The 19,498-nt window shown below is 61.6% G+C and carries 24 protein-coding genes; 18 read left to right on the top strand and 6 right to left on the bottom strand.

All coding sequences use genetic code 11. From position 1 onward, the window contains the following. Positions 1-328: 328 nt before the first annotated feature. Genes RCH06_RS09140 through RCH06_RS09130 form a run of 3 tightly spaced genes read right to left on the bottom strand, consistent with a single transcriptional unit; the run spans position 329 to position 3,701 of the window. The gene (locus RCH06_RS09140) at positions 329-2,932 is read right to left on the bottom strand and encodes a VapE domain-containing protein (protein WP_327081144.1); all 2,604 of its coding nucleotides are present in this window, start codon (positions 2,930-2,932) and stop codon (positions 329-331) included. Further along, complete coding sequence (locus RCH06_RS09135; protein ID WP_327081143.1) at positions 2,932-3,234, bottom strand: hypothetical protein; 303 nt, start codon at positions 3,232-3,234, stop codon at positions 2,932-2,934. Before RCH06_RS09135 ends, RCH06_RS09140 begins: the two co-directional genes overlap by 1 nt. Beyond that, positions 3,231-3,701, bottom strand: a complete 471-nt coding sequence (locus tag RCH06_RS09130; RefSeq protein WP_327081142.1) for a phage regulatory CII family protein — start codon at positions 3,699-3,701, stop codon at positions 3,231-3,233. Before RCH06_RS09130 ends, RCH06_RS09135 begins: the two co-directional genes overlap by 4 nt. Before the next feature lie 263 nt (positions 3,702-3,964). Here RCH06_RS09130 and RCH06_RS09125 point away from each other — a divergent pair, with 263 nt between their 5' ends. After that, the gene (locus RCH06_RS09125; protein ID WP_327081141.1) at positions 3,965-4,234 is read left to right on the top strand and encodes a hypothetical protein; all 270 of its coding nucleotides are present in this window, start codon (positions 3,965-3,967) and stop codon (positions 4,232-4,234) included. Between the two features lie 231 nt (positions 4,235-4,465). Continuing rightward, positions 4,466-4,711 carry a hypothetical protein gene (locus tag RCH06_RS09120; protein ID WP_327081140.1) on the top strand — a complete coding sequence of 82 codons (246 nt, stop codon included), beginning with the start codon at positions 4,466-4,468 and terminating at the stop codon, positions 4,709-4,711. Between the two features lie 35 nt (positions 4,712-4,746). Here the strand turns inward: RCH06_RS09120 and RCH06_RS09115 are convergent, their stop codons facing one another. After that, positions 4,747-5,175 carry a transcriptional regulator gene (locus RCH06_RS09115; protein WP_327081139.1) on the bottom strand — a complete coding sequence of 143 codons (429 nt, stop codon included), beginning with the start codon at positions 5,173-5,175 and terminating at the stop codon, positions 4,747-4,749. A gap of 84 nt (positions 5,176-5,259) precedes the next feature. Here RCH06_RS09115 and RCH06_RS09110 point away from each other — a divergent pair, with 84 nt between their 5' ends. Genes RCH06_RS09110 through RCH06_RS09100 form a run of 3 tightly spaced genes read left to right on the top strand, consistent with a single transcriptional unit; the run spans position 5,260 to position 6,730 of the window. Continuing rightward, positions 5,260-5,658: a hypothetical protein gene (locus RCH06_RS09110; RefSeq protein WP_327081138.1), complete on the top strand. Its 399-nt coding sequence runs from the start codon at positions 5,260-5,262 to the stop codon at positions 5,656-5,658. Between the two features lie 38 nt (positions 5,659-5,696). Beyond that, complete coding sequence (locus RCH06_RS09105) at positions 5,697-6,116, top strand: hypothetical protein (RefSeq protein WP_327081137.1); 420 nt, start codon at positions 5,697-5,699, stop codon at positions 6,114-6,116. Further along, positions 6,113-6,730 (top strand): BRCT domain-containing protein, encoded by a 618-nt coding sequence (locus RCH06_RS09100; protein WP_327081136.1) that lies wholly within the window; start codon positions 6,113-6,115, stop codon positions 6,728-6,730. The genes RCH06_RS09105 and RCH06_RS09100 overlap by 4 nt, the downstream gene beginning before the upstream one ends. A 90-nt stretch (positions 6,731-6,820) precedes the next feature. Here RCH06_RS09100 and RCH06_RS09095 read toward each other — a convergent pair whose 3' ends face one another. After that, on the bottom strand, positions 6,821-7,330 hold the full coding sequence (locus RCH06_RS09095) for a hypothetical protein (protein WP_327081135.1): 510 nt from the start codon (positions 7,328-7,330) through the stop codon (positions 6,821-6,823). A gap of 169 nt (positions 7,331-7,499) precedes the next feature. On the opposite strand from RCH06_RS09095, the gene RCH06_RS09090 reads away from it, so the two are divergent. The 10 genes from RCH06_RS09090 to RCH06_RS09045 are packed head-to-tail and all read left to right on the top strand — an operon-like array spanning position 7,500 to position 14,693. Continuing rightward, a complete protein-coding gene (locus RCH06_RS09090) occupies positions 7,500-8,621 on the top strand; it encodes a helix-turn-helix domain-containing protein (RefSeq protein ID WP_327081134.1) in 1,122 nt (373 codons plus the stop codon). A 12-nt stretch (positions 8,622-8,633) separates the two neighbouring features. Beyond that, entirely contained in the window at positions 8,634-9,869 is a 1,236-nt protein-coding gene (locus RCH06_RS09085; RefSeq protein WP_327081133.1) for a hypothetical protein, read from the top strand. Between the two features lie 55 nt (positions 9,870-9,924). After that, complete coding sequence (locus tag RCH06_RS09080) at positions 9,925-10,149, top strand: hypothetical protein (RefSeq protein ID WP_327081132.1); 225 nt, start codon at positions 9,925-9,927, stop codon at positions 10,147-10,149. Between the two features lie 12 nt (positions 10,150-10,161). After that, positions 10,162-10,374, top strand: a complete 213-nt coding sequence (locus RCH06_RS09075) for a hypothetical protein (protein ID WP_327081131.1) — start codon at positions 10,162-10,164, stop codon at positions 10,372-10,374. Beyond that, entirely contained in the window at positions 10,371-10,715 is a 345-nt protein-coding gene (locus RCH06_RS09070) for a hypothetical protein (protein WP_327081130.1), read from the top strand. Before RCH06_RS09075 ends, RCH06_RS09070 begins: the two co-directional genes overlap by 4 nt. Continuing rightward, positions 10,712-12,847: a ParB/RepB/Spo0J family partition protein gene (locus tag RCH06_RS09065; protein WP_327081129.1), complete on the top strand. Its 2,136-nt coding sequence runs from the start codon at positions 10,712-10,714 to the stop codon at positions 12,845-12,847. Before RCH06_RS09070 ends, RCH06_RS09065 begins: the two co-directional genes overlap by 4 nt. Beyond that, the gene (locus RCH06_RS09060; RefSeq protein WP_327081128.1) at positions 12,844-13,326 is read left to right on the top strand and encodes a hypothetical protein; all 483 of its coding nucleotides are present in this window, start codon (positions 12,844-12,846) and stop codon (positions 13,324-13,326) included. Before RCH06_RS09065 ends, RCH06_RS09060 begins: the two co-directional genes overlap by 4 nt. After that, complete coding sequence (locus RCH06_RS09055) at positions 13,323-13,889, top strand: hypothetical protein (RefSeq protein WP_327081127.1); 567 nt, start codon at positions 13,323-13,325, stop codon at positions 13,887-13,889. The genes RCH06_RS09060 and RCH06_RS09055 overlap by 4 nt, the downstream gene beginning before the upstream one ends. Continuing rightward, on the top strand, positions 13,886-14,431 hold the full coding sequence (locus tag RCH06_RS09050; protein ID WP_327081126.1) for a hypothetical protein: 546 nt from the start codon (positions 13,886-13,888) through the stop codon (positions 14,429-14,431). The genes RCH06_RS09055 and RCH06_RS09050 overlap by 4 nt, the downstream gene beginning before the upstream one ends. Next, a complete protein-coding gene (locus RCH06_RS09045; protein ID WP_327081125.1) occupies positions 14,424-14,693 on the top strand; it encodes a helix-turn-helix transcriptional regulator in 270 nt (89 codons plus the stop codon). Before RCH06_RS09050 ends, RCH06_RS09045 begins: the two co-directional genes overlap by 8 nt. Here RCH06_RS09045 and RCH06_RS09040 read toward each other — a convergent pair. Beyond that, positions 14,625-15,899: a tyrosine-type recombinase/integrase gene (locus RCH06_RS09040; protein WP_327081124.1), complete on the bottom strand. Its 1,275-nt coding sequence runs from the start codon at positions 15,897-15,899 to the stop codon at positions 14,625-14,627. The genes RCH06_RS09045 and RCH06_RS09040 overlap by 69 nt on opposite strands. Positions 15,900-16,091: 192 nt before the next feature. Between RCH06_RS09040 and RCH06_RS09035 the strand changes: the two genes are divergently transcribed. From RCH06_RS09035 to RCH06_RS09025, 3 genes are read left to right on the top strand one after another with little or no spacing between them, the layout of a single operon-like run. Next, positions 16,092-17,099 carry a D-2-hydroxyacid dehydrogenase family protein gene (locus RCH06_RS09035; RefSeq protein WP_327081123.1) on the top strand — a complete coding sequence of 336 codons (1,008 nt, stop codon included), beginning with the start codon at positions 16,092-16,094 and terminating at the stop codon, positions 17,097-17,099. 42 nt (positions 17,100-17,141) lie between these two features. Next, on the top strand, positions 17,142-18,662 hold the full coding sequence (locus RCH06_RS09030) for a 3-hydroxyacyl-CoA dehydrogenase (RefSeq protein ID WP_327081122.1): 1,521 nt from the start codon (positions 17,142-17,144) through the stop codon (positions 18,660-18,662). A 1-nt stretch (position 18,663) separates the two neighbouring features. Then, positions 18,664-19,443, top strand: coding sequence for an oxepin-CoA hydrolase, alternative type (locus RCH06_RS09025; RefSeq protein WP_327081121.1), 780 nt, complete (start codon positions 18,664-18,666; stop codon positions 19,441-19,443). Positions 19,444-19,498: the final 55 nt, after the last annotated feature.

Genomic DNA, 19,498 nt, shown 5'->3' with positions numbered 1-19,498 from the left:
AGGTGAAGGTGTCTGCCCGCGAGCGCGAACGCGTCTGTGCGCCTCTGCATGGGCATGCCTGCATTAATGAGGTGAAGGTGAACAAGGTAGGCCATGCAGCAGCTTCAACTCCCCAAAAGGAGATTTACAGAAGTACCAAGCCCTCTATGGGAGCGCCTGGACACCTTGGACACTGGGGTGCTAGGTCATGGGCCCACGCACTGATATCCCCGCCACCGCGCGGCAATGGGGGCGCAGCGCACCTCCCAGCCTTTCAGGCGCGGTGGCGTGAATCACACCTCCCCCAGCGCTTGCAGCACGGCGCGTTTGCTGCGCCATGACCTGTCGGTCAGAACGGCGCATCATCAGCTTCCTGTTTTATGGTTTGAACGGTCGCGCCCACCGGCTCAGGCGGGTCTTCCTGAGGCTCAGGACGCGGCCACACGTCAGGCCGGGCATATCCCCAGGCTCTGACGCCGTTAATCATTTTCTTGACGCGTGTCCAGCCTTCATGCTCGAACCAGTTACGCATCTGTTGCTCAAGCGCCGGGTTGCTCTTGGCAGAGTCCACGCCCAGAGCCAGCGCCATCTGTGCAATCGTGATGAACTCCGTCAAGCAGTTGACCGTAGACGAAATCCCTTCCGTCTTGCCCTGCCGGGTCAGCACATTCAGCATGTCGCTCATGACAGCCGTTTCTACCAGGCGGCTTTCCTGCACTGGCACAAACAGCCGCAATTCGTCTTTCACCGACGGCGTGAACTGCACCCCCTGCCCGTACAGCACAAAGGCCTCGGCCAGCAGCTGCTCGCGGTACTTGCGCACCCAGTCGATGTTGATGATGTTGCGCACCGGTACCGGCCAAAACCGCCGGTTGCCCGTGCGGTCGCGCAGATAGGTCGATTCGTTGGTGGTGCCGACCAGCACGCACTGGCGCGCAAACGCCTCGACCACCCGCCCATACGATGGCCGATAGCGGTCAATCTTCGCCGTGATAAACGCCTTGATCAGCCCGATTTCAGCCTTGCCAAAGTTCGCCAGTTCGGCAATCTCATACATCCACAGGCCTTGCACCTGTTCCTGGCCTTCCTTGCCGCGACTCACATCAAAATGCGTGTCGCTGAAATACGCCGTGCCCGCCAGCGCTTCGACCAGCGTCGATTTGCGAAACCCGCCCGGCCCTTCAAGCACCGGGCAATAGTCGAACTTGCAGCCCGGCTCCATCACGCGGTTGACCATGCCCAGCAGCCAGTAGCGGCCCACCAGCTTGAAGTATTCAGCCATTGCCGGCGTCAAGGATTCGGGCGATTCGCCCAGCGCATGAATCAGCCACTTGTCAATCCGCTGCACGCCGTCGTGCCGTATGTCTGCCAGCCAGAGCCGGATCGGGTGAAACGGCCGCGCATGCGCGGCCGTCTCAATGGCTTCCATCAGCGCTGCCCGTGTGATGCTGGGCAGGCCGTAGGTGCGTGTCAGGTAGTCGCCCAGGCGCAGATCCACCGCGCCCGTGATGGGCCCGGCCTTGCCGTGTTCCCACGGCCACGGCAGGCGCGCATCAATCGCATTGCTCAGCTCATTGAGGCCCAGCACATCGCACAGCGCTTCGTCATGTTCCAGCGCCGCAATGACCAGTTTGCGCGAAACCAGCCAGCGCGACTTGTCCGCATCCCAATAGGGTTTGAGCCACCAGGGCAGCGGCATGCCCGACTGGCCCACTTCGCACTCCACCGGTGCTGTGCCAACGAGGCCATCGATTTTTTTTGCGGCCGCATCCATCGCAGGCGATTCAGGCGCCTGCAGCGGCTGTGCCCGCGCAAAGAACGCCAGCACCCGCTCAGCGTCCCAGCCATCCGTGTTGATGGCATCCGCGCAGTCCCAGCCGTCAACCACATCGCCCGGTGCAGGAATGGGCAGCATCTGCACCGTGCAGGCGTGTGCATCGCGCAACAGCGCACCAATGCCCAGCATCGCCGCCATGCCCGGCTGCTTGTGCGCAGGCAGCAGCGGCTTGGCTTGCTCGGCCAGGTGCTTGGCCAGCTGGCCCGCCTCATCATCGGCAAACGCCTTGCGCTCTGCAGCCGTCAGCGGAACCCGCTTGGCGTCACAGTCCGGCCACAGCAGCACCGTGCAGCCCGTCAGCCAGTCCCACAATGCTTTCTTCCAGGCCTTGCAGCCGCCCGGCCAGCTCGCCACCAGGTACACGCCCGGCGTGTGCGCTTCCAGCAGCGCATGCAGCACGTCCGCCTTTTTCTCACCCTCGACCAGCACCACCGTGCGGCCCGCGGGCAGCGTCTGCGCCGGGATGTACAGCGGCCGCGGTTCGTCCCACTGCTTCCAGCACCACTTGCTGGCCCCGTCACGCGCACTGGTGCAAAACGTCAGCGGCAGCGTTTCCTTGCCGCCATCGCTGGTGCCAAAGCGCACCACATAGCCCAACAGCTGGCCATCGAGCCGGTAAGCGGCCGTGTGCTGAATGTCGGACGGCTGGCGGTACTGGTGCGCAAACGTGGCCGCCGGCGCAAACTCGGGCACCGGCACCATCGTCTGCCAGCCTTCATCCGTTTTGGGCTTGGGCACAACAACCGGCACCGGCCGTGGTTCACGCTTGGGCGCGTCTGACCCACTGCGTACCGGCTGCACGCCCGCCACATCTTCCAGGCCTTCTTCCCGCGCCACCTGCAATGCCGCCTTGCCCATGGTCAAGTCGTAGCAGGCTGCGTACAGGCTGACCAGGTCATTGCCGCGTTCATCGCCCGCAAAGTCTGCCCACTTGCCCGACGACAGGTTTACTGCGCAGCTGTCGCCCGCGCCACCCTGCACCGACCCGCAAACATATTCATGGCCCCGTTGCACACCGCCCGGCAGCCACATTGACACCAGCGTGGCAGAACGGGCCAGCAGCGCATCGGCCAACGCCGCAAAGTTGATAGGCGGTAACGCGTCGTGCGAACTCATCAGGCCGGCGCCTTCGCCCAGCCGGCCAGGCAGGCGCCCACTTCCACCCAGCCGGGCAGCTGTGTCGCCTCGGTCAGTGCCGGTGCGTATTCGGCCACCGGCCGGTTGCGGTACGTCACCCGGCGCAGGCCCACGATGCGCAACTGGCCCCGGCGCTTGAGCTTGGGCACCAGCACACGCGCCGACGCCTTGCCCACTTGCGCATGTGCCGCCAGTTCGGCCAGCGTCACGCCCCGGCCCGCCGCTGACAGGCGAAGCGCCGTTTGCAGCAGCGCCGTGGCTTCTTCACTGCGGGGCCTCATGCGGCACTGCCAGCGGTATCGCGCCTGCCCGCCCGGTAGCGCGCATTCACCGCCGTCATCAGCGCCGAAACGTCGCGCACCAATGTCGCGCAGTCTTTTTCAATCCGCTTGCGCTCGTTGTCGGTGATCACATCGTCTTCCAGGGCGCAGACCGTTCTGCGCACCACCTCGCCCGAGTCCCGCAGCACCTCTGACAGGCGCTTCATGCAATCGCTTTCAGGGGTCAGCAGGCATTGCGGCAGGGCCAGCAGCATGTGCCCGCATTGCGCCGCAAACGCCGACAAAATGCGCATGTCGCCACTCATGAGCGAGACCTTCACCGCCGTGTCCAGGCCCAGTTTGGCCGTGCCCACGCGCGCCACTTCATGGCTCAGCGTGGTTGCGTTCTTGCCGATGCGCGGCGCCAGAGATTCGGCACCGCCCGCATAGTCATGCACCACGTTGTAGGCCGCATCAATCACATTCATCTCACAAACTCCGGGCGTTGTTGTGACTGACAGCGCCGGCCAGCCCGGCAACACTACAGCCATGCATCAAGAAAAACCCCCGCACCACCCCGCCAGCAGGAACACCGCACGCCTTCCCGCGCGCAGTGGACTGTGGTGTATGAGCGGAGTAGCCCAGCAGGCCGGCTGGCAGTGCGTGGCGATGCGGGGTGGGAAAAGGCGAGTGCCCGCAGTCAGGGGAGAATGGCGTTCTCACACAACCAGAACGACTGAAAAGGGCACCCATGAAAAAACACGATCCGTTCGACGCACTCATCGCCAGGCAAAAAAGCATGCCGGAGCACATCCGGGAGTCGGCCATCGAACTGACCGACACGCTCAATGTGTGCCGGGCCGCCGTCGAATCCGTCTTTGGCGAACATGCCAAGCCCGAACATGCCCTGGCGCTGCTGGCGCACGTCATGGAACGGGCAGACGGGAAACATCAACGACTATTAGCTCGCTTTGGGCGCGATATGGACGGCGAAGCTCTACCACCATCAGACACCCCGTAAAGCCCGACGGCACGGGCAGCGTCACCTCGGCGGCCAGGAAGTCATCCTTACGCACACTGTCAAAGCGCTCCGTGTCATCCCACACCGGCAAACTCGACAAAAATTGTTGGGCATTCATCTCAAACTCCTTTGGGTTTTTGCTTGTTGGCCTGGGCCTGCAGGAACTCAGCATGGGCGGCCGGGGTTGCTTTACATTGGGCGTTCCACAACACCCCACGAAAGGCCCCGGCCATGAACGAAGAGATACCACTATTTCCCGTTGCCACCTTGACAGTCGGCCCAGTACCACGAATGGGAATCGTCGTCATGAGGCCCGACTTTCTGACGACGTTGATGCAGTCGCCTGCACAAGCTCAGCCGGGCCGAACGTACGCGTTGACAGTTCCGCAGGCTCATTACCTGGTAGAACAAATTCAGAAGTCACTTGCGATGCTGGAAAATTCACCCTCTCCAGATGGCGGCAATCTGCTGCAGTAAGTAGGCAAGCCTGGGCCGGTTTGATATTGCGCACGTCAAACCCCCTTCACCAGCACAGCAGGCAGCGCAAAGCCGAGCCGGTCAATCGGGGCATTGAGCTTGCGGCGCTCGGTGACGCCATCCCACGGTGCATCCTTCTTGCGCAGTTCCTCGGCGGCTTGCTTGATCTCGACCGTGGCCTCATGCAGGGCGGCCTGGGCTTGTGCTACGGTTTCAATAGCTGGTTGTGCAGGTGTGGCCTGCGCTTGGGCCAGTTCCGGCCATACAACCTGCCAGCTATTGGGCAGCATTTCTTTGCGTGTTACTTGCCGATCAGTGAACGCTTCAATGGGCGCCATGTGTTCAAAAGGAACGGGCTTGTCCCCATTGACTATTTTTGACACAAATGACGGAGGCACTTTGAGAAATATAGCCAATGCTTTAGCACGACCATGCTTAAGTTTTACCCATTTTTTAAGTTCCATAGATACCATTATATTGCCCAATGGGTACTTTAACAAATTACCCTTTGGAAAATTTACCAAATGGGTCTAATTTGGCACTATTCATTGGTGCAAACCATTGATGAAACTAGGCGTGTCCGCTTAGAAATGCTGATAAAACAGCACGGCAGCAAATTAGCCAATTTAAATGAGGCGCTTGGCTACGAACGAACGCATTCACAGCTGGCGCGGATCAGAAATAAAAATGCCCGAACAGATCGCCCTGGAAAGTTTTTCATCATGGGTGATGAACAGGCGCGCGAAATTGAAGAAAAACTCTCGCTGCCTGTTGGCTGGATGGACACGCCGCCGACCCATGCAGAAATTCATGGTGAGCCTGATCAGCGGGAAATGATGGGGGAACTGATGGACTCGCTGCCGCCCGAGGATGTAGCAATTGCCATGCGCATGCTCGCTGCGCTTAAGGAATCAGCCAGCCCAAAGAAAAACGGAACCGACCACTGAGCCCAAGGCCAGCGCCACCATCCTGCCGTTCAAGCGGCGTGGAATCTGAATCCTTTAGAAATACAACAAAAACGATGCTGTTCTATCACCCCATTTCCAACCCCCCAACGCCAAGTGAAGACTGGCATGAGCGGTGGAATGGCCCAGACCAAGGGCTGATCTGTAGTTGGCTACGCGGTATCGAGAAAAGCCAAGAAAACCCTGACTTGGCGGCCAAGGCGAAGGCGGGCGAATTGCCAATCTTGTCTTGGAAAGGCGGGGTCGTCAAAACCATAAAAACCAAAACAAAAGCTGGCTCCATGGCCTATCTGGCCACTTGGCAGGGTTTGCGTGGCGAAGACCTCAACATCGACCTTGATATTGAGATCAGCATGACTTGCAGTCGTACTGGCGTTCCGGTTTTGTTCACCAATCAAATTCAAAAACTTCTAGAAACCGAAGAAAACGAGGACGCATGATTGACGATTTCGCCACCCAAGTGGTTTTGCAAAAACGCAAACTCAACAAAGGAATCGAGCTGCTGCTGGGACTGGTGACCGGCATGCTTGCCGATGGGCATTTAAATGATCTGGAGGTTAAATTCCTCAACGCCTGGTTGACTGAGCATGACGATGTTGCCGCCGTTTGGCCGGGCAATATGGTAGCCAAGCTGGTCAGCGAAATGCTGGCCGACGGCACTGTGACTGAATCCGAACATGCCCGGCTGATAAAAATGCTGACGGACTTGACTGGCAATAATTTTGCGCAGACCGGCTCTGTCACCGCAGAAGTGATAACGCTGCCGGTTGATGAGCAATGCCCGGTTTCACTGCGCGATGCAAACGTGTGCCTTACCGGAGAGTTTTTATTTGGGGCCCGTGCAAAGTGCGAAGAAGTGGCAAGCCATGCCGGTGCCACCTCTTACAACACGGTCACCAAAAAAATCGCCTACCTCGTGATTGGCACCAACGTATCGCCTCACTGGGCACATACCTCTTATGGCCGCAAGATAGAGCAAGCCATCGAACTGCAGCAAAAAGGCCACCCGATCAAGATCATTTCAGAGCGGCGCTGGCTGGATGCAATGTCTTGATCTAAAACCAAGAAAGATGCCCAGTGACCCAAGCGACCAATCCTTTTCCCCCGCCAGACCCTGAGCGCAAAGACTACCGCCCTCCCCAGCCTATCGACCGGCCACGAGCGCCGCTGCCGAGAATACAAGCGGCGTAGCAATCACCCCGTAACGGCAGCGGTCCAGCCATGCCGAAACCTGCAGGTTCCTGATCTTTGTCTTGTTGATCTGGATCTGCAGGTTTTCCATTTCAAAAGCCAGCACCTGCGTTTGCGACAGGGCAAGATCGGGCTTGTAGATGTGGGCAGGCTCATTGAAAAGTGTTTGGGTTTCTCGGGTCACGATGCATTTAGCCGTCAGGATGGCTGCCATGCCACACAGCCAGGCCGCAGCCAAGGCGCACCCCCATTCGACAGGGCCAGCACCGCCGGCAAAAATGCGAACCCCATAACTTAGCAACCCAGCCACCGCAATCAACACCAGGGAAAGCAGCGTGTTGGCCTGTCCCATCAAAAAGTCGCCAGTTGCCAGGCGCCCCCGAAGGTGTTCCCTGCCGCACCGTTCTGCCCACTCTGCATAGTTCCAGTCTGCCATAACCACTCCTTCGCACCAGTTGACCACAGCCGCCCCTTGAGGCGGTTTTTTTTCGTCTGTCATCGTTCATTCCTTAGCCCGCACCGTGCTGGCGGTTGAATTATCGCAAATAAATACCCAGTGGGTATTGTTTTATAGTGCCCTTAGGGCAATAATCACTCCAAGCCGCACTTCAAGCGGTATCTGGAGTGACCCCATGCAAATGCCTTCCCAACCCCGTGCAGACGCCTGCACACCGCCGCCCACTGGCGCCGTGCCCGCAGGCCGCACCAGCCTGAGCCTGAACACCACCCGCCAGGTCTGGCTGTCCGCCCTGCCCAAGGGCGCGAACAAACTGGTGCTGCTGTGCTTTTGCCAGCACCTGAACGATGGCAGCGCGCTGAGCTGGCCGTCGATTGCCCGCGTGGCCACGATGTGCGGCATGAGCGAGCGCACGGTGCAATGCCACATCCGCGCCTTGGTGTGCGCCGGCATCTTGATTCCCCGCCTGCGCACCGGCCGCACCACGCGCTATGCCGTGGCCTTGAGTGGCCTGCAGGCGCTGGCGTTTGAGACCGACACCGTGGTGCTGAGCAGCGCACCCGAGTTGTTCGAGGCTGTGGATAACTTTGAAGCGCCTGCTGAAATTGTGGACAACCTTGCGCCGACCCCCGCAACTTTTGCACTAAACCTGTCGGAAGTTGCACCCCAACCCGCAGAAAACGACACAAAACCTGTCGAAATCTGCACCCTAACGGTAGATGGAACGCCTATTGAACTGAAAGGAACAGAAGACGGCGCACCGGCATTGCCGGCGACGCTGCTGATGTTTGACCAAGTGGCCCCGCAAGTCCGGGCGGACTTCGCCGCCATCCGCAAACAAAAACGCAAAGGCGCGGTGACGGCAACAGAGCTTGAAGACCTGTGCCAACAAGCCGCACTGGCTGGCCTGACGCTGGAGCAAACGCTGCGCACTTGCTGCGTGCGCAAATGGGCACGATTTGAAGCTGCATGGTTTGTTGACAGCCAAACCGCCCGGCCTGCGCTGTTTGCCGTGACCACGCCCGCCCCGGCTACCCCGCCCCAGCCGCGCACCGTGCTGGCCGCGCCCGAAGTGGCCGCCGCTGGCCGCCAGCGCCTGAGCCTGATTCGCTCGACACCGCCCGCCCCGCCTGTGCCCGTCGCCGGCATCCAGATTGGCGCCACCGGCCCCGGCTGGGCGCACACCATCGTCAACAAGCACCGTCAAGGCCAGCACGTCGGCCACGCTGCACTGAAAGACGCCTGCATTGCTTTGAAGATCACCCCGGCCAGCCTGAGCGCTGCCCGCCTGCACTGAAAGGCGCGCGTGATGAAAACCCAACCCCTTGATTTCGCCCTGCCGCGCTGGCTGTACCTGGTGCTGGCCGTGCTGGCCGCTGCCATCGGCCTGGCCAGCAGTGCGGTAACGGCCAAGTTCTTCATTTTTGGCCTGCAGCGCGTCGAGCCGGACACGTTTGCCCGCGAAGCCTTGATTGCCGCCGGCCTGCTGATGATCGTCACCGAGCTGGCCGCGTTTGGCCTGGCCGCATTGCTGCCCAAGCACCAGCTGCGCGCCCTGCGCTGGCAGCTGATGGGGTGCGGTGTGCTGCTGCTGGCGTTTGAGTCGGCCACCATCTATGTCACGCAGGTCACGCTGGTGAAGGCGGGCGAATCGGCTGCGCTGTCAAGCGGCACCCGCATGGCCGACCTGCGCGCCAGCATCGACAGCCGGCGCGCGGCGGCGGCAGGCCTGCGCGCCAACGCCGCCCGCCAGTCGGGCAGCATTCACGGCGTGAACCGCGTGGCCGGTGCCACTGCCCTGCGCCAGTCGCTTAACGCCGACCAGCAAGTCGAGCCGCTGGCCGCAGAGCTGGCCCGGCTGCAGGCCGAGCAGCGCCCTACCCTGACTGATGTGCTGGGCAGCAGCGGCATGCTGGCGTACAGCGTGGCGCGGGCGCTGTTGATCAGCATCATGGGCTTGGTGATGTTTGGCGCGGCCGGTGCCCTGCTGCGCGGTGCGCTGTGCCTGCCGGTGCGCGCCGTGGCTGTGCCTGTCGCCCTGCCGGTCCGTGCTCAGGCCAGCACACTGCCCGCCTGGACCACCCGCATGCCCAAAGTCGGCACCGCAGCGGCTGCAGCGGCCGTGCCCATGGGCGCGATGGCCGCCCCGATGGCTACCTACGCGCCGCCCCTGCCCACACCGCCATCGATCAGCGCGCCCGCTGTGCTCAGGCAAGCACAGGCCACGCTGGCCGGTGTGCCTGCGCAGGCACAGCCAGCACCGCGCCGTGCCCGCCGCGCCACCGCCGTAGCCGATGGCCAAAAGATGGACGCCGGCACCCGTGGCAAAGCAGCCGCCCGTTACCTGCGCATCAAGTCCGCCGTGCTGGCCGGCAGCCTCAAGCCGTCGGTGCGCAGCCTGCAAGCCGCAGAAGGCGGGGGCACGCTGGTGGCCCGGCGCTACCTGCAGCAGCTGGCCGCCGAACGCGTCATTGAGCGCGCAGGGCAGGGCTGGGTACGCATTGCCACCGCGCATCCGGACCAGCTGACGCTTGACGGCCTTTGAGCCACCCCGACAACGACAACAAAAACCATCCTTTATGAACCTCACAAGGAACCCCATGCCAACCTCACTCAACACTGCCGCTGCAGGGCAATGCTGCACCCACGACTGCAAGCAGGGCCGCGCCTGCCCGCTGCGGGCGCTGCGCCAGGCCCAGCGGCGCGAACAGGCCCTTGCCCGCCCCAAGGGCCACGTAGACCCTGTAGCGCCTTATCGGGTGGCAGTGATGCTGGTTTTGCTTATCACCCTTTTCATCATCCTGTCCGTTTACCTCTGGCTCTAAGCGGCCAACCCCATGCACGAAATCATCCCCGTCACCCGCATCGAGCGCGAAGCTGCACAGGCCGCACGCGACTACAGCGACATCAACGACGCCTGTCCGTACCCATTCGGCAGCAGCGCTGGCCAGCTGTTCAAGCACCTGTTCCTGCAAGCCCGCGAATCAGCAACAAAACCACCTATTACGCAAGCCACACGGGCGCAAGCAGCTACTGAATCCATAGCATGAAAACCACATCAAAGCCCACCAAAACCGCGCCTGCCCACCTGGCACGGCCAGCCAGCAAAGCCGCGTTTGTGCCGCACGCGCCCTACAGCGACGCCGCCATGAAGACCATGCGCACACTGGTCAAAGACGTGCAAGACGCCCGCACGGGCAATGCAAAAACCCACAGCTACAGCGCTTACCCGCATTACGACGGCGCAGAACTCAAGCCCTGCGTGGGCCGCCTCGATGCCACCCACGCCCTGACCCTGCCCAGCCGCACCAACAACCGCCTGCATTACCCCGACGGCCGCATCACCGACATGGCCGGCAACTCCTTGAAAGAAACCTGGAGCAAAGCATGAGCCTCAAAGAATACGCCGCCGACAACGGTCAGCAGTTGCCCACCCAGCCGCTGCCCACGATCGACCAGTTCGCCCACATCGAAACCCGGCAGATCGTCGCCAGCCTGACCAACCCACGCACCACCTTCAACCAGCCAAAACTGCAGGAGCTGGCCGACAGCATCGCCGCCACGGGCGTTCACCAGCCCATCCTGGTGCGGCCCTTGCCCGGTAGCCGCGTGTCTGAAACCGACCGGTTTGTTGAATACGAAGTCGTCGCCGGCGAGCGCCGCTTTCGGGCTTGCACGATGGCCGAGCTGAAAACCATCCCCGCCATGATCCGCGCCATGACCGACGGCGAAGTGCTGGAAGTGCAGATCATCGAAAACCTGATCCGCGACGACCTGACTGAGCTGGAAGAAGCCCAGGGCTACGACCGCCTGATGCAGCACAGCAGCCTGAGCGCCGACGCCGTGGGCGCCAAGATCGGCAAAAGCCGCAGCTACGTCTATGCCCGGCTCAAGCTGCTGGACCTGGCCGGTGAATGCCAGCAAGCCCTGCGCGATGGCAACCTGGACGCCAGCAAGGCGCTGCTGCTGGCCCGCATCCCCGACCACAAGCTGCAGCTGAAAGCGCTGAAGGAAGCCACCGAACTGCGCGGCGGCGAAACCTGCAGCCTGCGCTCGCTGCAAATCTGGCTGCAGCAAAACGTCATGCTGCCGCTGGAGCGCGCGCCGTTCCAGATCACCGACGCCCGCCTGGTGGAAGTCGCCGGCAGTTGCACCAGCTGCCCCAAGCGCACGGGCGCCGCGCCCGACATTTTTGCCGACGTGTCCGGAGCCGACATTTGCACCGACCCGCCGTGCTACCAGAACAAAGCCAGTGCGCACCAGCTGCGCAACCTGACGAAGGCCGAAGGCAAGGGCATGCGCCTGATCAGCGGCACCGAGGCTAAAACGATTTGCTATGAAAAAAGCAACACCCTGAACGGCTACAGCGCGCTCAGCCAGGTGCGCGCAGACGCTGGTGGTGAACGGCTCGACACGCTGCTGGGCGAGGGCTTTGAAGGCGCGGTGCTGATTGAAAACCCGTGGACGCATGCGCTGATCGAAGCCGTGCCGACGGCAGAGGCCGAGGGCGTGTTGCTGGCGCGTGGGTTGATCAAGGCCGACGTGGCGAAGCAAGGCAAGGCCGAACGCGTCGATGCACAGATCGAACAGATCAAGAAAGCCACGGCACGCGAGATTGAAAATGGGTTTCGGGAAGCGGCGTATGCCGCCATTGCAGGCCGCATCATGGCCACGCCCGACGCGCTGGCCAGCGACCTGCTGAGCCCGGCCCTGCTGCGCGCCTGGCTGATCAACCTGATTGACAACACCCCCAGCAAGGAAATGGCCAAGTGGCTGCAGATGACGCTGCCCGAAGACCAGCCCGAATCCCAGCGTGAAGAAGCGGTTCGTCTGCGCATCCAGGCTACGTCCGGCGCCATGCTGTACCGGGCCATGGCCATGGCCATGATTGCGGAAGATCGCTACTTTTTTGGCCCGCTGCAGGACACCAATCCGACGCCCATCTTTGCCGCCATCGCTGCGCCCCACTGCATCGACCTGCCCGCCCTGCGCGCCGACGTGACAAAAACTGTCAAAGCCGACGTGTCCGCTCGAATTGCCGCCCTGAAAGCGCTGAACAAACCCGAAAAACCGCCTGTACCCACCGCCCCGCTGGCGCAGCCAGATACTGCGCCCGTCGCTGGCGCTAAACCGGGAAAGGCCCAAAGCGCGCCGGCTGCGCTGCGCAAGCCCAGGCTGTCGGCCAAGGAAGCCCAGTCAGGCATCGCCCAGGCGATGCAAGGCATTGAAGCCGGGCAGGTGCCCTGCCCGGTCGCGCCCGGTGGTGACACTGCGCAGGCGCAAACACCAGGCCAGCAAGTAAACAGCCTGGAGCCGATTCAAGGCACTTTGCCCGTCGGTGTGGTCGCCTTGGGCCAGCGCGTCAAAGTGCTGGTCAACGTCAACACCCAGCAAAGCAAGTGGATAGGCAAAACCGGCACCGTCACCGCCAAGATGGGCGACACCGGCTGTGATGTGACCTTTCGCGGCCGCGCTGGCGGCATTGCCAGCTTTGACGTGACGGAAATTGAGGTGGTGGCGTGATCAAAGAACGCATCCTGCGCTGGGCACGCGCCCGCAAACCCGACTTTGTCATCGGTGGCCATGCAGACCCCTACCTGCTGCGCTGGTGGCTGATTCCGCGTAACCCGGTTTTTAACATCTACGTTCATCAGTTCCTGCGCAGTGACGACGACCGGGCGCTGCACGATCATCCGTGGCTTTTCAATATGAGTTATCTGCTCGATGGGCGTTATCTGGAATGGCTTTTCTTTAAACGCCCTGATGATGGAAGTGTCGTTTCGTGGGGTCGATGTGCGGTCCGTCAAGCCGGAGACATCAAGCTCCGATTCGGCAGCGCCCCCCACCGGATTGAATTGACCAACGGCCCGTGCTGGACACTGTTCATCACCGGCCCGCGCTACCGGGCGTGGGGGTTCCACTGCCCGAAAGGCTGGGTTCACTGGCAAAAATTCACCGCCCGAGGTGACAAGGGCGCTATCGGCCGGGGGTGCGACCAATGAAAAAAACCACTGCCCACGGGCTAAAGCTCAAACGACAGCAGGCGCATGCACGGTGCGGCCAAGCCAGTGCGGCGCATGCAAGCCCGGTCGGGCGCGCCGTCATGGCCAAGGAAGAGGTCGACAGCGTGACCGAGCTGATGACGCTCATGACAGCGGACAGCGTCAGGATTTACCTCACCGAAGACGGCGAGCGCGACACCAAGCTGCTGGCCAATCTGACCTTGGTGCTGGGTGTCGGTGCAGAAGTAGCGTTGGCTTTTGCACCGCACAACCCCGAATCCAGACGCCTGCATGCGGCCCTGCGCACAGTCGTGCAATGCAGCGTGAACGGAGGGCGCTGGAACAGCAGCCAGGCCAAGATCCTGCACGAAGCCGCACAACTGGCCACCGAGGTCTTCCTGGCGCAACCCGTCTTTGGGGCCAGCATTTTCCCCGGTGCGTTCGAGCTGGCAGAAAAAGTCAGAAACGGCACAGCCCGCATGTCGGATGTGGCCGGCGCCGAGATCTACAACACCCCAACACTATCGCCCCCAGTGCCGGAACAAGAAATGGAAAAAGCATGACCGCCAAAATGAACACCCCCATCAACCCAGTAGCCGAAGCCATCCGCCTTCTGCGCGACAACGCGGAAAGCATCAAGTGCTGCATGTCCGTTGCCGGTGTGCCGATGTGGAGCGACGACCAGGACAGCAAGCAGTTGTACGACGAGCACGTCGAGGCGGCTGATGCGCTGGAGCGCTGGGCGGCTCTGCAGACGGGGCCCCATGTCGGGGATGTGGTAGATATGGTTCAACCAGCTGAGACAGTGAAAAATATAGCGAACTTTGAACACTGGTATGCAGAAAAAGGCCGATTCCCAACATCTGCCAAAGGTCTGGCATTACGTGCATGGGATGCAGCCAAAGCTGATTTACCCGATGGGGTCATCCTTATGTGTGGCAGTGACCTTATCCCTAAACCACCAACAGATCCAACAGGTGCAGCCATCAAGCTGAAACTGGTGCGCGACTGGAGCAGCTGCCTGAATATCCAGCAGTGGGATAACTTGGGCGGGCTGGATGTGGGGGTTCACTACCTATTTACCGGAGAGGTTCGCAATGGCTGAAAAAACCAATGTCGTCAGCATCAAGCCTGCCTATCTTGACCGCCATTCAGTGGCCGCATTCGTCAGCCTGTCCGTTGTCGCAATGGAGCGCGCCGTGGTAGCCGGCACATTCCCCAAGCCGCGCCAACTGACCAAACAGCGCGTCGGCTGGCTGGTGCGCGATGTAGAGGCGTGGTGCGAAAGCCGACCGACCTCAAGCATCCTGCCCGTTGCCAACTGCGGCCAGCGCGCAGAGCTTGTCGGACAGGCACTGCAGCCATAGCCGGCGCTCTTTGTCGTAGCGGTGCAGGTTGTAGATGCCGGCCACCCCCGGCTGGACGTGGCCCAAAATGGATTCAGCCACTTCGCCGGGGCAACCCAATCCCGCCAGCAGGGTGCGGGCGGTGCGGCGCAAGTCATGCGGCGACCAGTGCGTGACGCTGAGCCGCCGTCGCACCACATCGGGCCGCTGGACGGAATACGGCTGGCGAAAGTTGACCTGCGACTGGATGCTGGGCTGCGCCGGGTGCCCCTCTTTTGATTTTGAGGGGAACAGGTGGCCTTTCGGGCTGGCCTGCAGCCGGCGCTGCACCACGTCGAGCGCCTTGCCGATCAGCGGCACGCGCAAATCCATCGCATTTTCCCGCTTGGCGTTTTTCTGCAGCGCTTTGGGCACGGTCCACCACCAGCCATCCGGCTCTTGCGTGATCTGGCTGGCATGTATCTGGACAATCTCCCCGCCCCTGGTAGCCGTCCATAAATAGAGCGTCAGCACATCCCGCACCACTTGGGACAGCAGCGCAAAATCTTCCCTCAGCAATTGCCTGATTTCCGCATCAGACAGGACGCGCTTGGCAGTCCCTTTATGAACGCCGTCCCGCACCGCGCCCTTGCTGCGCAGTTTGCCCGCCATGATCTGGCGCCACCAGTTCGGTGCGTCTTCATGCAGTTTCCCGGCATCCAGCGCCAAGTCCCATGCGGCCCCCAGTTCGTTGCGCACGCTGCGCGCCGCCACAGGCTTGTCAGCCAGGCTGGAAATCAGGTCAAAGGCAATGCGGCGAGTGATGCTGTCTGCCGGTTTGTCAGCCAGCGGCGCGATGGCTTTATTGAGCCGGGCCGCAATGGCCCGCGCGCCGTCGGCCTTGCGGTTGACAGCCAAATGGCCGCTGATGTAATCGGCCACCAGGTCGGCAATGGTGTATGCATGCACCTGCACAGCGCGACGTTGCTGCTTTTTCTCTAGCGCCGGGTCAGCACCAGCGTCGCGCCGGTCCTTGAGTTTTTGCCATTCGGTTGCCGCCTGAGAAGCTGGCATGGCGGGCCAGTGGCCCAGTTTGATCTGGCGCATCCGGCCATCGACCGGGCTTTTGTAGCGGTACGTCCAGGATTTTGACGATGCTGTAACCTCAAGGCGTAAGCCTGGGCAACCTTCAACGACAATGTGCTCTCCGGGCTTGAGTAGCTTCGCCGTACGTGCATCGAAACGCATAAATCACCACCTTGCGGCGCAGAGCGCAAGGGGTTACGCCAAAAGCTACGCCAGTCGGTGAAGTGTATAGGTTGCGGGTAGGGGGTTGGTAGAGGTGGCGGGCGGCGTAGGTTTCCAAAAAACCAACAACTTTGCCAATGAAATGAGAAAAAATTCTGAGTTAAATCAGCAGGTTAGAAGAGTTTTAAAATCATGAACATTGTGATCCTCGATGACTACCAGGATGCAGTCCGCAAATTGGCCTGCGCGACCAGGCTGCAGGCCCATACCACCAAGGTGTATACCAACACCGTCAAGGGCACAGGACAGCTGTCGGTTCGGCTAAAAGACGCAGATGTGATTGTGCTGATTCGCGAGCGCACCCATCTCACCCGGCAGCTGATTGAAAAGCTGCCAAAGCTCAAGCTGGTGGTGCAAACGGGGCGCATCGGCAGCCATGTCGATGTCGCCGCCTGCACGGAGCGCGGGATTGCCGTGGCCGAAGGCACCGGCTCGCCCACCGCGCCGGCTGAATTGACTTGGGCGCTGGTCATGGCAGCCATGCGCCGCATTCCCCAGTATGCAGCGCACTTGAAGCACGGCGCCTGGCAGCAGTCAGGACTGAACGCTGCCTCCATGCCGCCGAATTTCGGCCTGGGATCGGTCTTGAAAGGCAAAACGCTGGGCATCTGGAGCTACGGCAAAACCGGTCAGCTGGTGGCCGGTTATGGCCGCGCTTTTGGCATGCGGGTCATCGTCTGGGGCAGCGAAGCATCGTGCGCCCGCGCCCAGGCCGATGGCTATGAACTGGCACCCGGCAAAATCGAGTTATTCAAACAATGCGACGTGCTCAGCCTGCACCTGCGCTTAAGTGAAAAAACCTTCGGCAGGGTGACGCTCGAAGACATGTCACACATGAAACCCACTGCCTTGCTGGTCAATACCTCGCGCGCGGAGCTGATCGAACCCGAGGCGCTGGTTACGGCCCTAGAACGCGGGCGTCCGGGCATGGCGGCCATTGATGTGTTTGAGTCCGAGCCGGTCTTGCAGGGCCATGCCCTGCTGAGCCTGGAGAACTGCCTGTGCACGCCGCATATCGGCTATGTCGAGCAAGACAGCTATGAAATGTATTTCGGCGCGGCCTTTGACAACGTACTCAATTTCATCAAGGGCACGCCGACCCACATCGTCAATCCAGAAGCACTGCAAGTCAGCCGCTAAATCATCCCTCTCTTTCAACCCCAGCTTGGCTCTTACTTAAAAATGCAAACAATTTACAAAACTGTCGGCGTTGTCGGCACCGGCGCGATGGGTCGCGGCATTGCACAAATCGCCGCCCAAACCGGCAGCGTCGTCATCTTGATGGACGCCCAGTCAGGCGCGGCTGAAAAAGCCCGTGAAGCCCTGTTCAGCCAGTGGGACAAGCTGGTCGAAAAAGGCCGCATCGACGCTGGCGTGGCAAGCGGCTACAAGCGCCAGTTGCGCGTAGCCGGCGCGCTGGCTGAGCTGTCCGGCTGCGATCTGGTGATTGAAGCCATTGTCGAGCGGCTCGACATCAAAAAAACGCTGTTCGCCGAACTCGAAACCATCGTGCCAGCCCAGACCGTGCTGGCGAGCAATACCTCGTCACTCTCGGTCACGGCGATTGCTGCAGCGCTCAAGCACCCGGAACGCTTTGCCGGCTACCATTTTTTCAACCCGGTTCCACTGATGAAGGTGGTCGAAGTCATTGCCGGACTGAAAACCAGCGCCGATACCTGTCACGGCCTGAGCCAGTACGCACGCCAGATGGGCCACACACCCGTGCAGGCGCAAGACACGCCCGGCTTCATCGTCAACCATGCGGGCCGGGGCTACGGCACGGAAGCGCTGCGCATCGTCAGCGAAGGCATTGCTGATTTCGCTACCATCGACCGGATTTTGCGCGACCAGGCCGGCTTCAAGCTCGGCCCTTTCGAGCTGATGGACTTGACCGGGCTGGATGTGTCGCATCCGGTGATGGAGTCGATTTACCACCAGTATTACGAAGAAGACCGCTATCGCCCCAGCGTCATCACCGCGCAGCGTCTGGCCGGCGGCGTGTTGGGCCGTAAAACCGGCGAAGGTTTTTACCGCTATGAAGGCAGCGCGGCGCAGGTTCCAGCCGAAGCGCCGGTTCCTGAAGTGACTGAAATGCCGCCGGTCTGGGTGTCGCATCGGGCGGCCCGGCGTTCGGAATTGCTGGACCTGCTCAAAACCTTGGGCGCCCAGATCGAAACCGGCCAGTCGCCCTCGCTTCAGGCGCTGACGCTGGTTGCCCCGCTGGGCTTTGATATCACGACGGTGGCTGTGGTCGAGCGGCTGGACCCGGCACGCACCGTCGGCATTGACATGCTGATCGACGACGCCGCCACGAAACGCCGCGTGCTGGCCACCAACCCGGCCACCCGCAGCGACATGCGCGATGCGGCCCATGCACTGTTTGCGCGCGACGGCAAAGCCGTCAGCGTGATCCGCGACAGCGGCGGTTTTGTCACGCAGCGTGTCATCGCCACCATCGTCAACATTGCCAGCGACATCTGCCAGCAGCGCATCTGCAGCCCCCAAGACCTGGAAACCGCCGTCACACTGGGACTCGGTTACCCGAGGGGGCCGCTGGCGATGGGAAACCTTTATGGCCCGACCAATGTGCTCGAAGTGCTGTTCAACATGCAAACCGTGTACGGCGACCAGCGCTACCGCCCGTCGCCGTGGCTGCGCCGCCGGGGCGCGATTGGCCTGAGCCTGCTGCAAGAAGAAAGCTGACATGTCGGGCGCTTTGACAAGCACCAGCGAAGGCAGCACCCTCATCCTGACCTTGAGCGATCCTGCGCACAAAAATGCGCTCGGCCCCGACATTTACGCGGCAGGCATCGAGGCTCTGAACGCCGCCGAAAACAACCCTGAAATCCGCAGCGTGGTGATTACCGGCGAAGGCGCTGTGTTTTGCGCGGGCGGCAATCTGCAGCGGCTGCAGGCCAACCGGCGCGAATTGCCCGAAGTGCAGGCGCAGAGCATTGAAGCGCTGCACAACTGGATTGACGCCATCCGCACTTATCCCAAGCCGGTGATTGCCGCCGTCGAGGGCGCAGCCGCTGGTGCCGGGTTTTCGCTGGCGCTGGCGTGCGACTTTATCGTCGCGGCTGGCAATGCCGTGTTTGTGATGTCTTACAGCACCGTGGCGCTGTCGCCCGACGGCGGCGGTAGCTGGAGCGTGGTGCGCGCCCTGCCCCGCGCCCTGGCCAGCGAACTGCTCATGGGGGCCGAGCGCATCAGCGCCGACCGGCTGCATGCGCTGGGTGTGGTGAACCGCGTCACGGCTGCAGGCGCTGCGCTCAGCGAAGCCCTGGTATTGGCCGCCCGGCTCAATGCACGGGCGCCCAATGTGCTGGCCAGCATCAAGGAGCTCATCAACGATGCGCCCGCCAACACCATGAGCCAGCAAATGGACAACGAGCGCAATCACTTCGTTCGCAATCTGCATCACGCCAACGGCGGCGAAGGCATTGAGGCGTTTTTGCAAAAACGCACGCCGCATTACCGTTAAAACGCTGCTGGACGCGCCAGGAAAAAGAAAACGCCACGCTCGCAAACCGTGGCCG

The sequence above is a fragment of the Polaromonas sp. CG_9.5 genome (genome assembly GCF_035984465.1).
In the GTDB taxonomy this organism is placed as follows: Bacteria; Pseudomonadota; Gammaproteobacteria; order Burkholderiales; family Burkholderiaceae_C; genus Polaromonas.
The sequence above is the reverse complement of the archived record's forward strand: the minus strand, read 5'-3'. Positions and strand labels throughout refer to the sequence as shown.

Bases quoted from the DNA above. Each gene is read 5' to 3' on its own strand.
- RCH06_RS09130 (WP_327081142.1), bottom strand. From the start codon at position 3,701: ATGAATGTGATTGATGCGGCCTACAACGTGGTGCATGACTATGCGGGC.
- RCH06_RS09045 (WP_327081125.1), top strand. From the start codon at position 14,424: ATGGCTGAAAAAACCAATGTCGTCAGCATCAAGCCTGCCTATCTTGAC.
- RCH06_RS09125 (WP_327081141.1), top strand. From the start codon at position 3,965: ATGAAAAAACACGATCCGTTCGACGCACTCATCGCCAGGCAAAAAAGC.
- RCH06_RS09055 (WP_327081127.1), top strand. From the start codon at position 13,323: ATGAAAAAAACCACTGCCCACGGGCTAAAGCTCAAACGACAGCAGGCG.
- RCH06_RS09115 (WP_327081139.1), bottom strand. From the start codon at position 5,175: ATGGAACTTAAAAAATGGGTAAAACTTAAGCATGGTCGTGCTAAAGCA.
- RCH06_RS09070 (WP_327081130.1), top strand. From the start codon at position 10,371: ATGAAAACCACATCAAAGCCCACCAAAACCGCGCCTGCCCACCTGGCA.
- RCH06_RS09075 (WP_327081131.1), top strand. From the start codon at position 10,162: ATGCACGAAATCATCCCCGTCACCCGCATCGAGCGCGAAGCTGCACAG.
- RCH06_RS09135 (WP_327081143.1), bottom strand. From the start codon at position 3,234: ATGAGGCCCCGCAGTGAAGAAGCCACGGCGCTGCTGCAAACGGCGCTT.
- RCH06_RS09140 (WP_327081144.1), bottom strand. From the start codon at position 2,932: ATGAGTTCGCACGACGCGTTACCGCCTATCAACTTTGCGGCGTTGGCC.
- RCH06_RS09100 (WP_327081136.1), top strand. From the start codon at position 6,113: ATGATTGACGATTTCGCCACCCAAGTGGTTTTGCAAAAACGCAAACTC.
- RCH06_RS09090 (WP_327081134.1), top strand. From the start codon at position 7,500: ATGCAAATGCCTTCCCAACCCCGTGCAGACGCCTGCACACCGCCGCCC.
- RCH06_RS09065 (WP_327081129.1), top strand. From the start codon at position 10,712: ATGAGCCTCAAAGAATACGCCGCCGACAACGGTCAGCAGTTGCCCACC.
- RCH06_RS09035 (WP_327081123.1), top strand. From the start codon at position 16,092: ATGAACATTGTGATCCTCGATGACTACCAGGATGCAGTCCGCAAATTG.
- RCH06_RS09030 (WP_327081122.1), top strand. From the start codon at position 17,142: ATGCAAACAATTTACAAAACTGTCGGCGTTGTCGGCACCGGCGCGATG.
- RCH06_RS09040 (WP_327081124.1), bottom strand. From the start codon at position 15,899: ATGCGTTTCGATGCACGTACGGCGAAGCTACTCAAGCCCGGAGAGCAC.
- RCH06_RS09120 (WP_327081140.1), top strand. From the start codon at position 4,466: ATGAACGAAGAGATACCACTATTTCCCGTTGCCACCTTGACAGTCGGC.
- RCH06_RS09050 (WP_327081126.1), top strand. From the start codon at position 13,886: ATGACCGCCAAAATGAACACCCCCATCAACCCAGTAGCCGAAGCCATC.
- RCH06_RS09085 (WP_327081133.1), top strand. From the start codon at position 8,634: ATGAAAACCCAACCCCTTGATTTCGCCCTGCCGCGCTGGCTGTACCTG.
- RCH06_RS09080 (WP_327081132.1), top strand. From the start codon at position 9,925: ATGCCAACCTCACTCAACACTGCCGCTGCAGGGCAATGCTGCACCCAC.
- RCH06_RS09025 (WP_327081121.1), top strand. From the start codon at position 18,664: ATGTCGGGCGCTTTGACAAGCACCAGCGAAGGCAGCACCCTCATCCTG.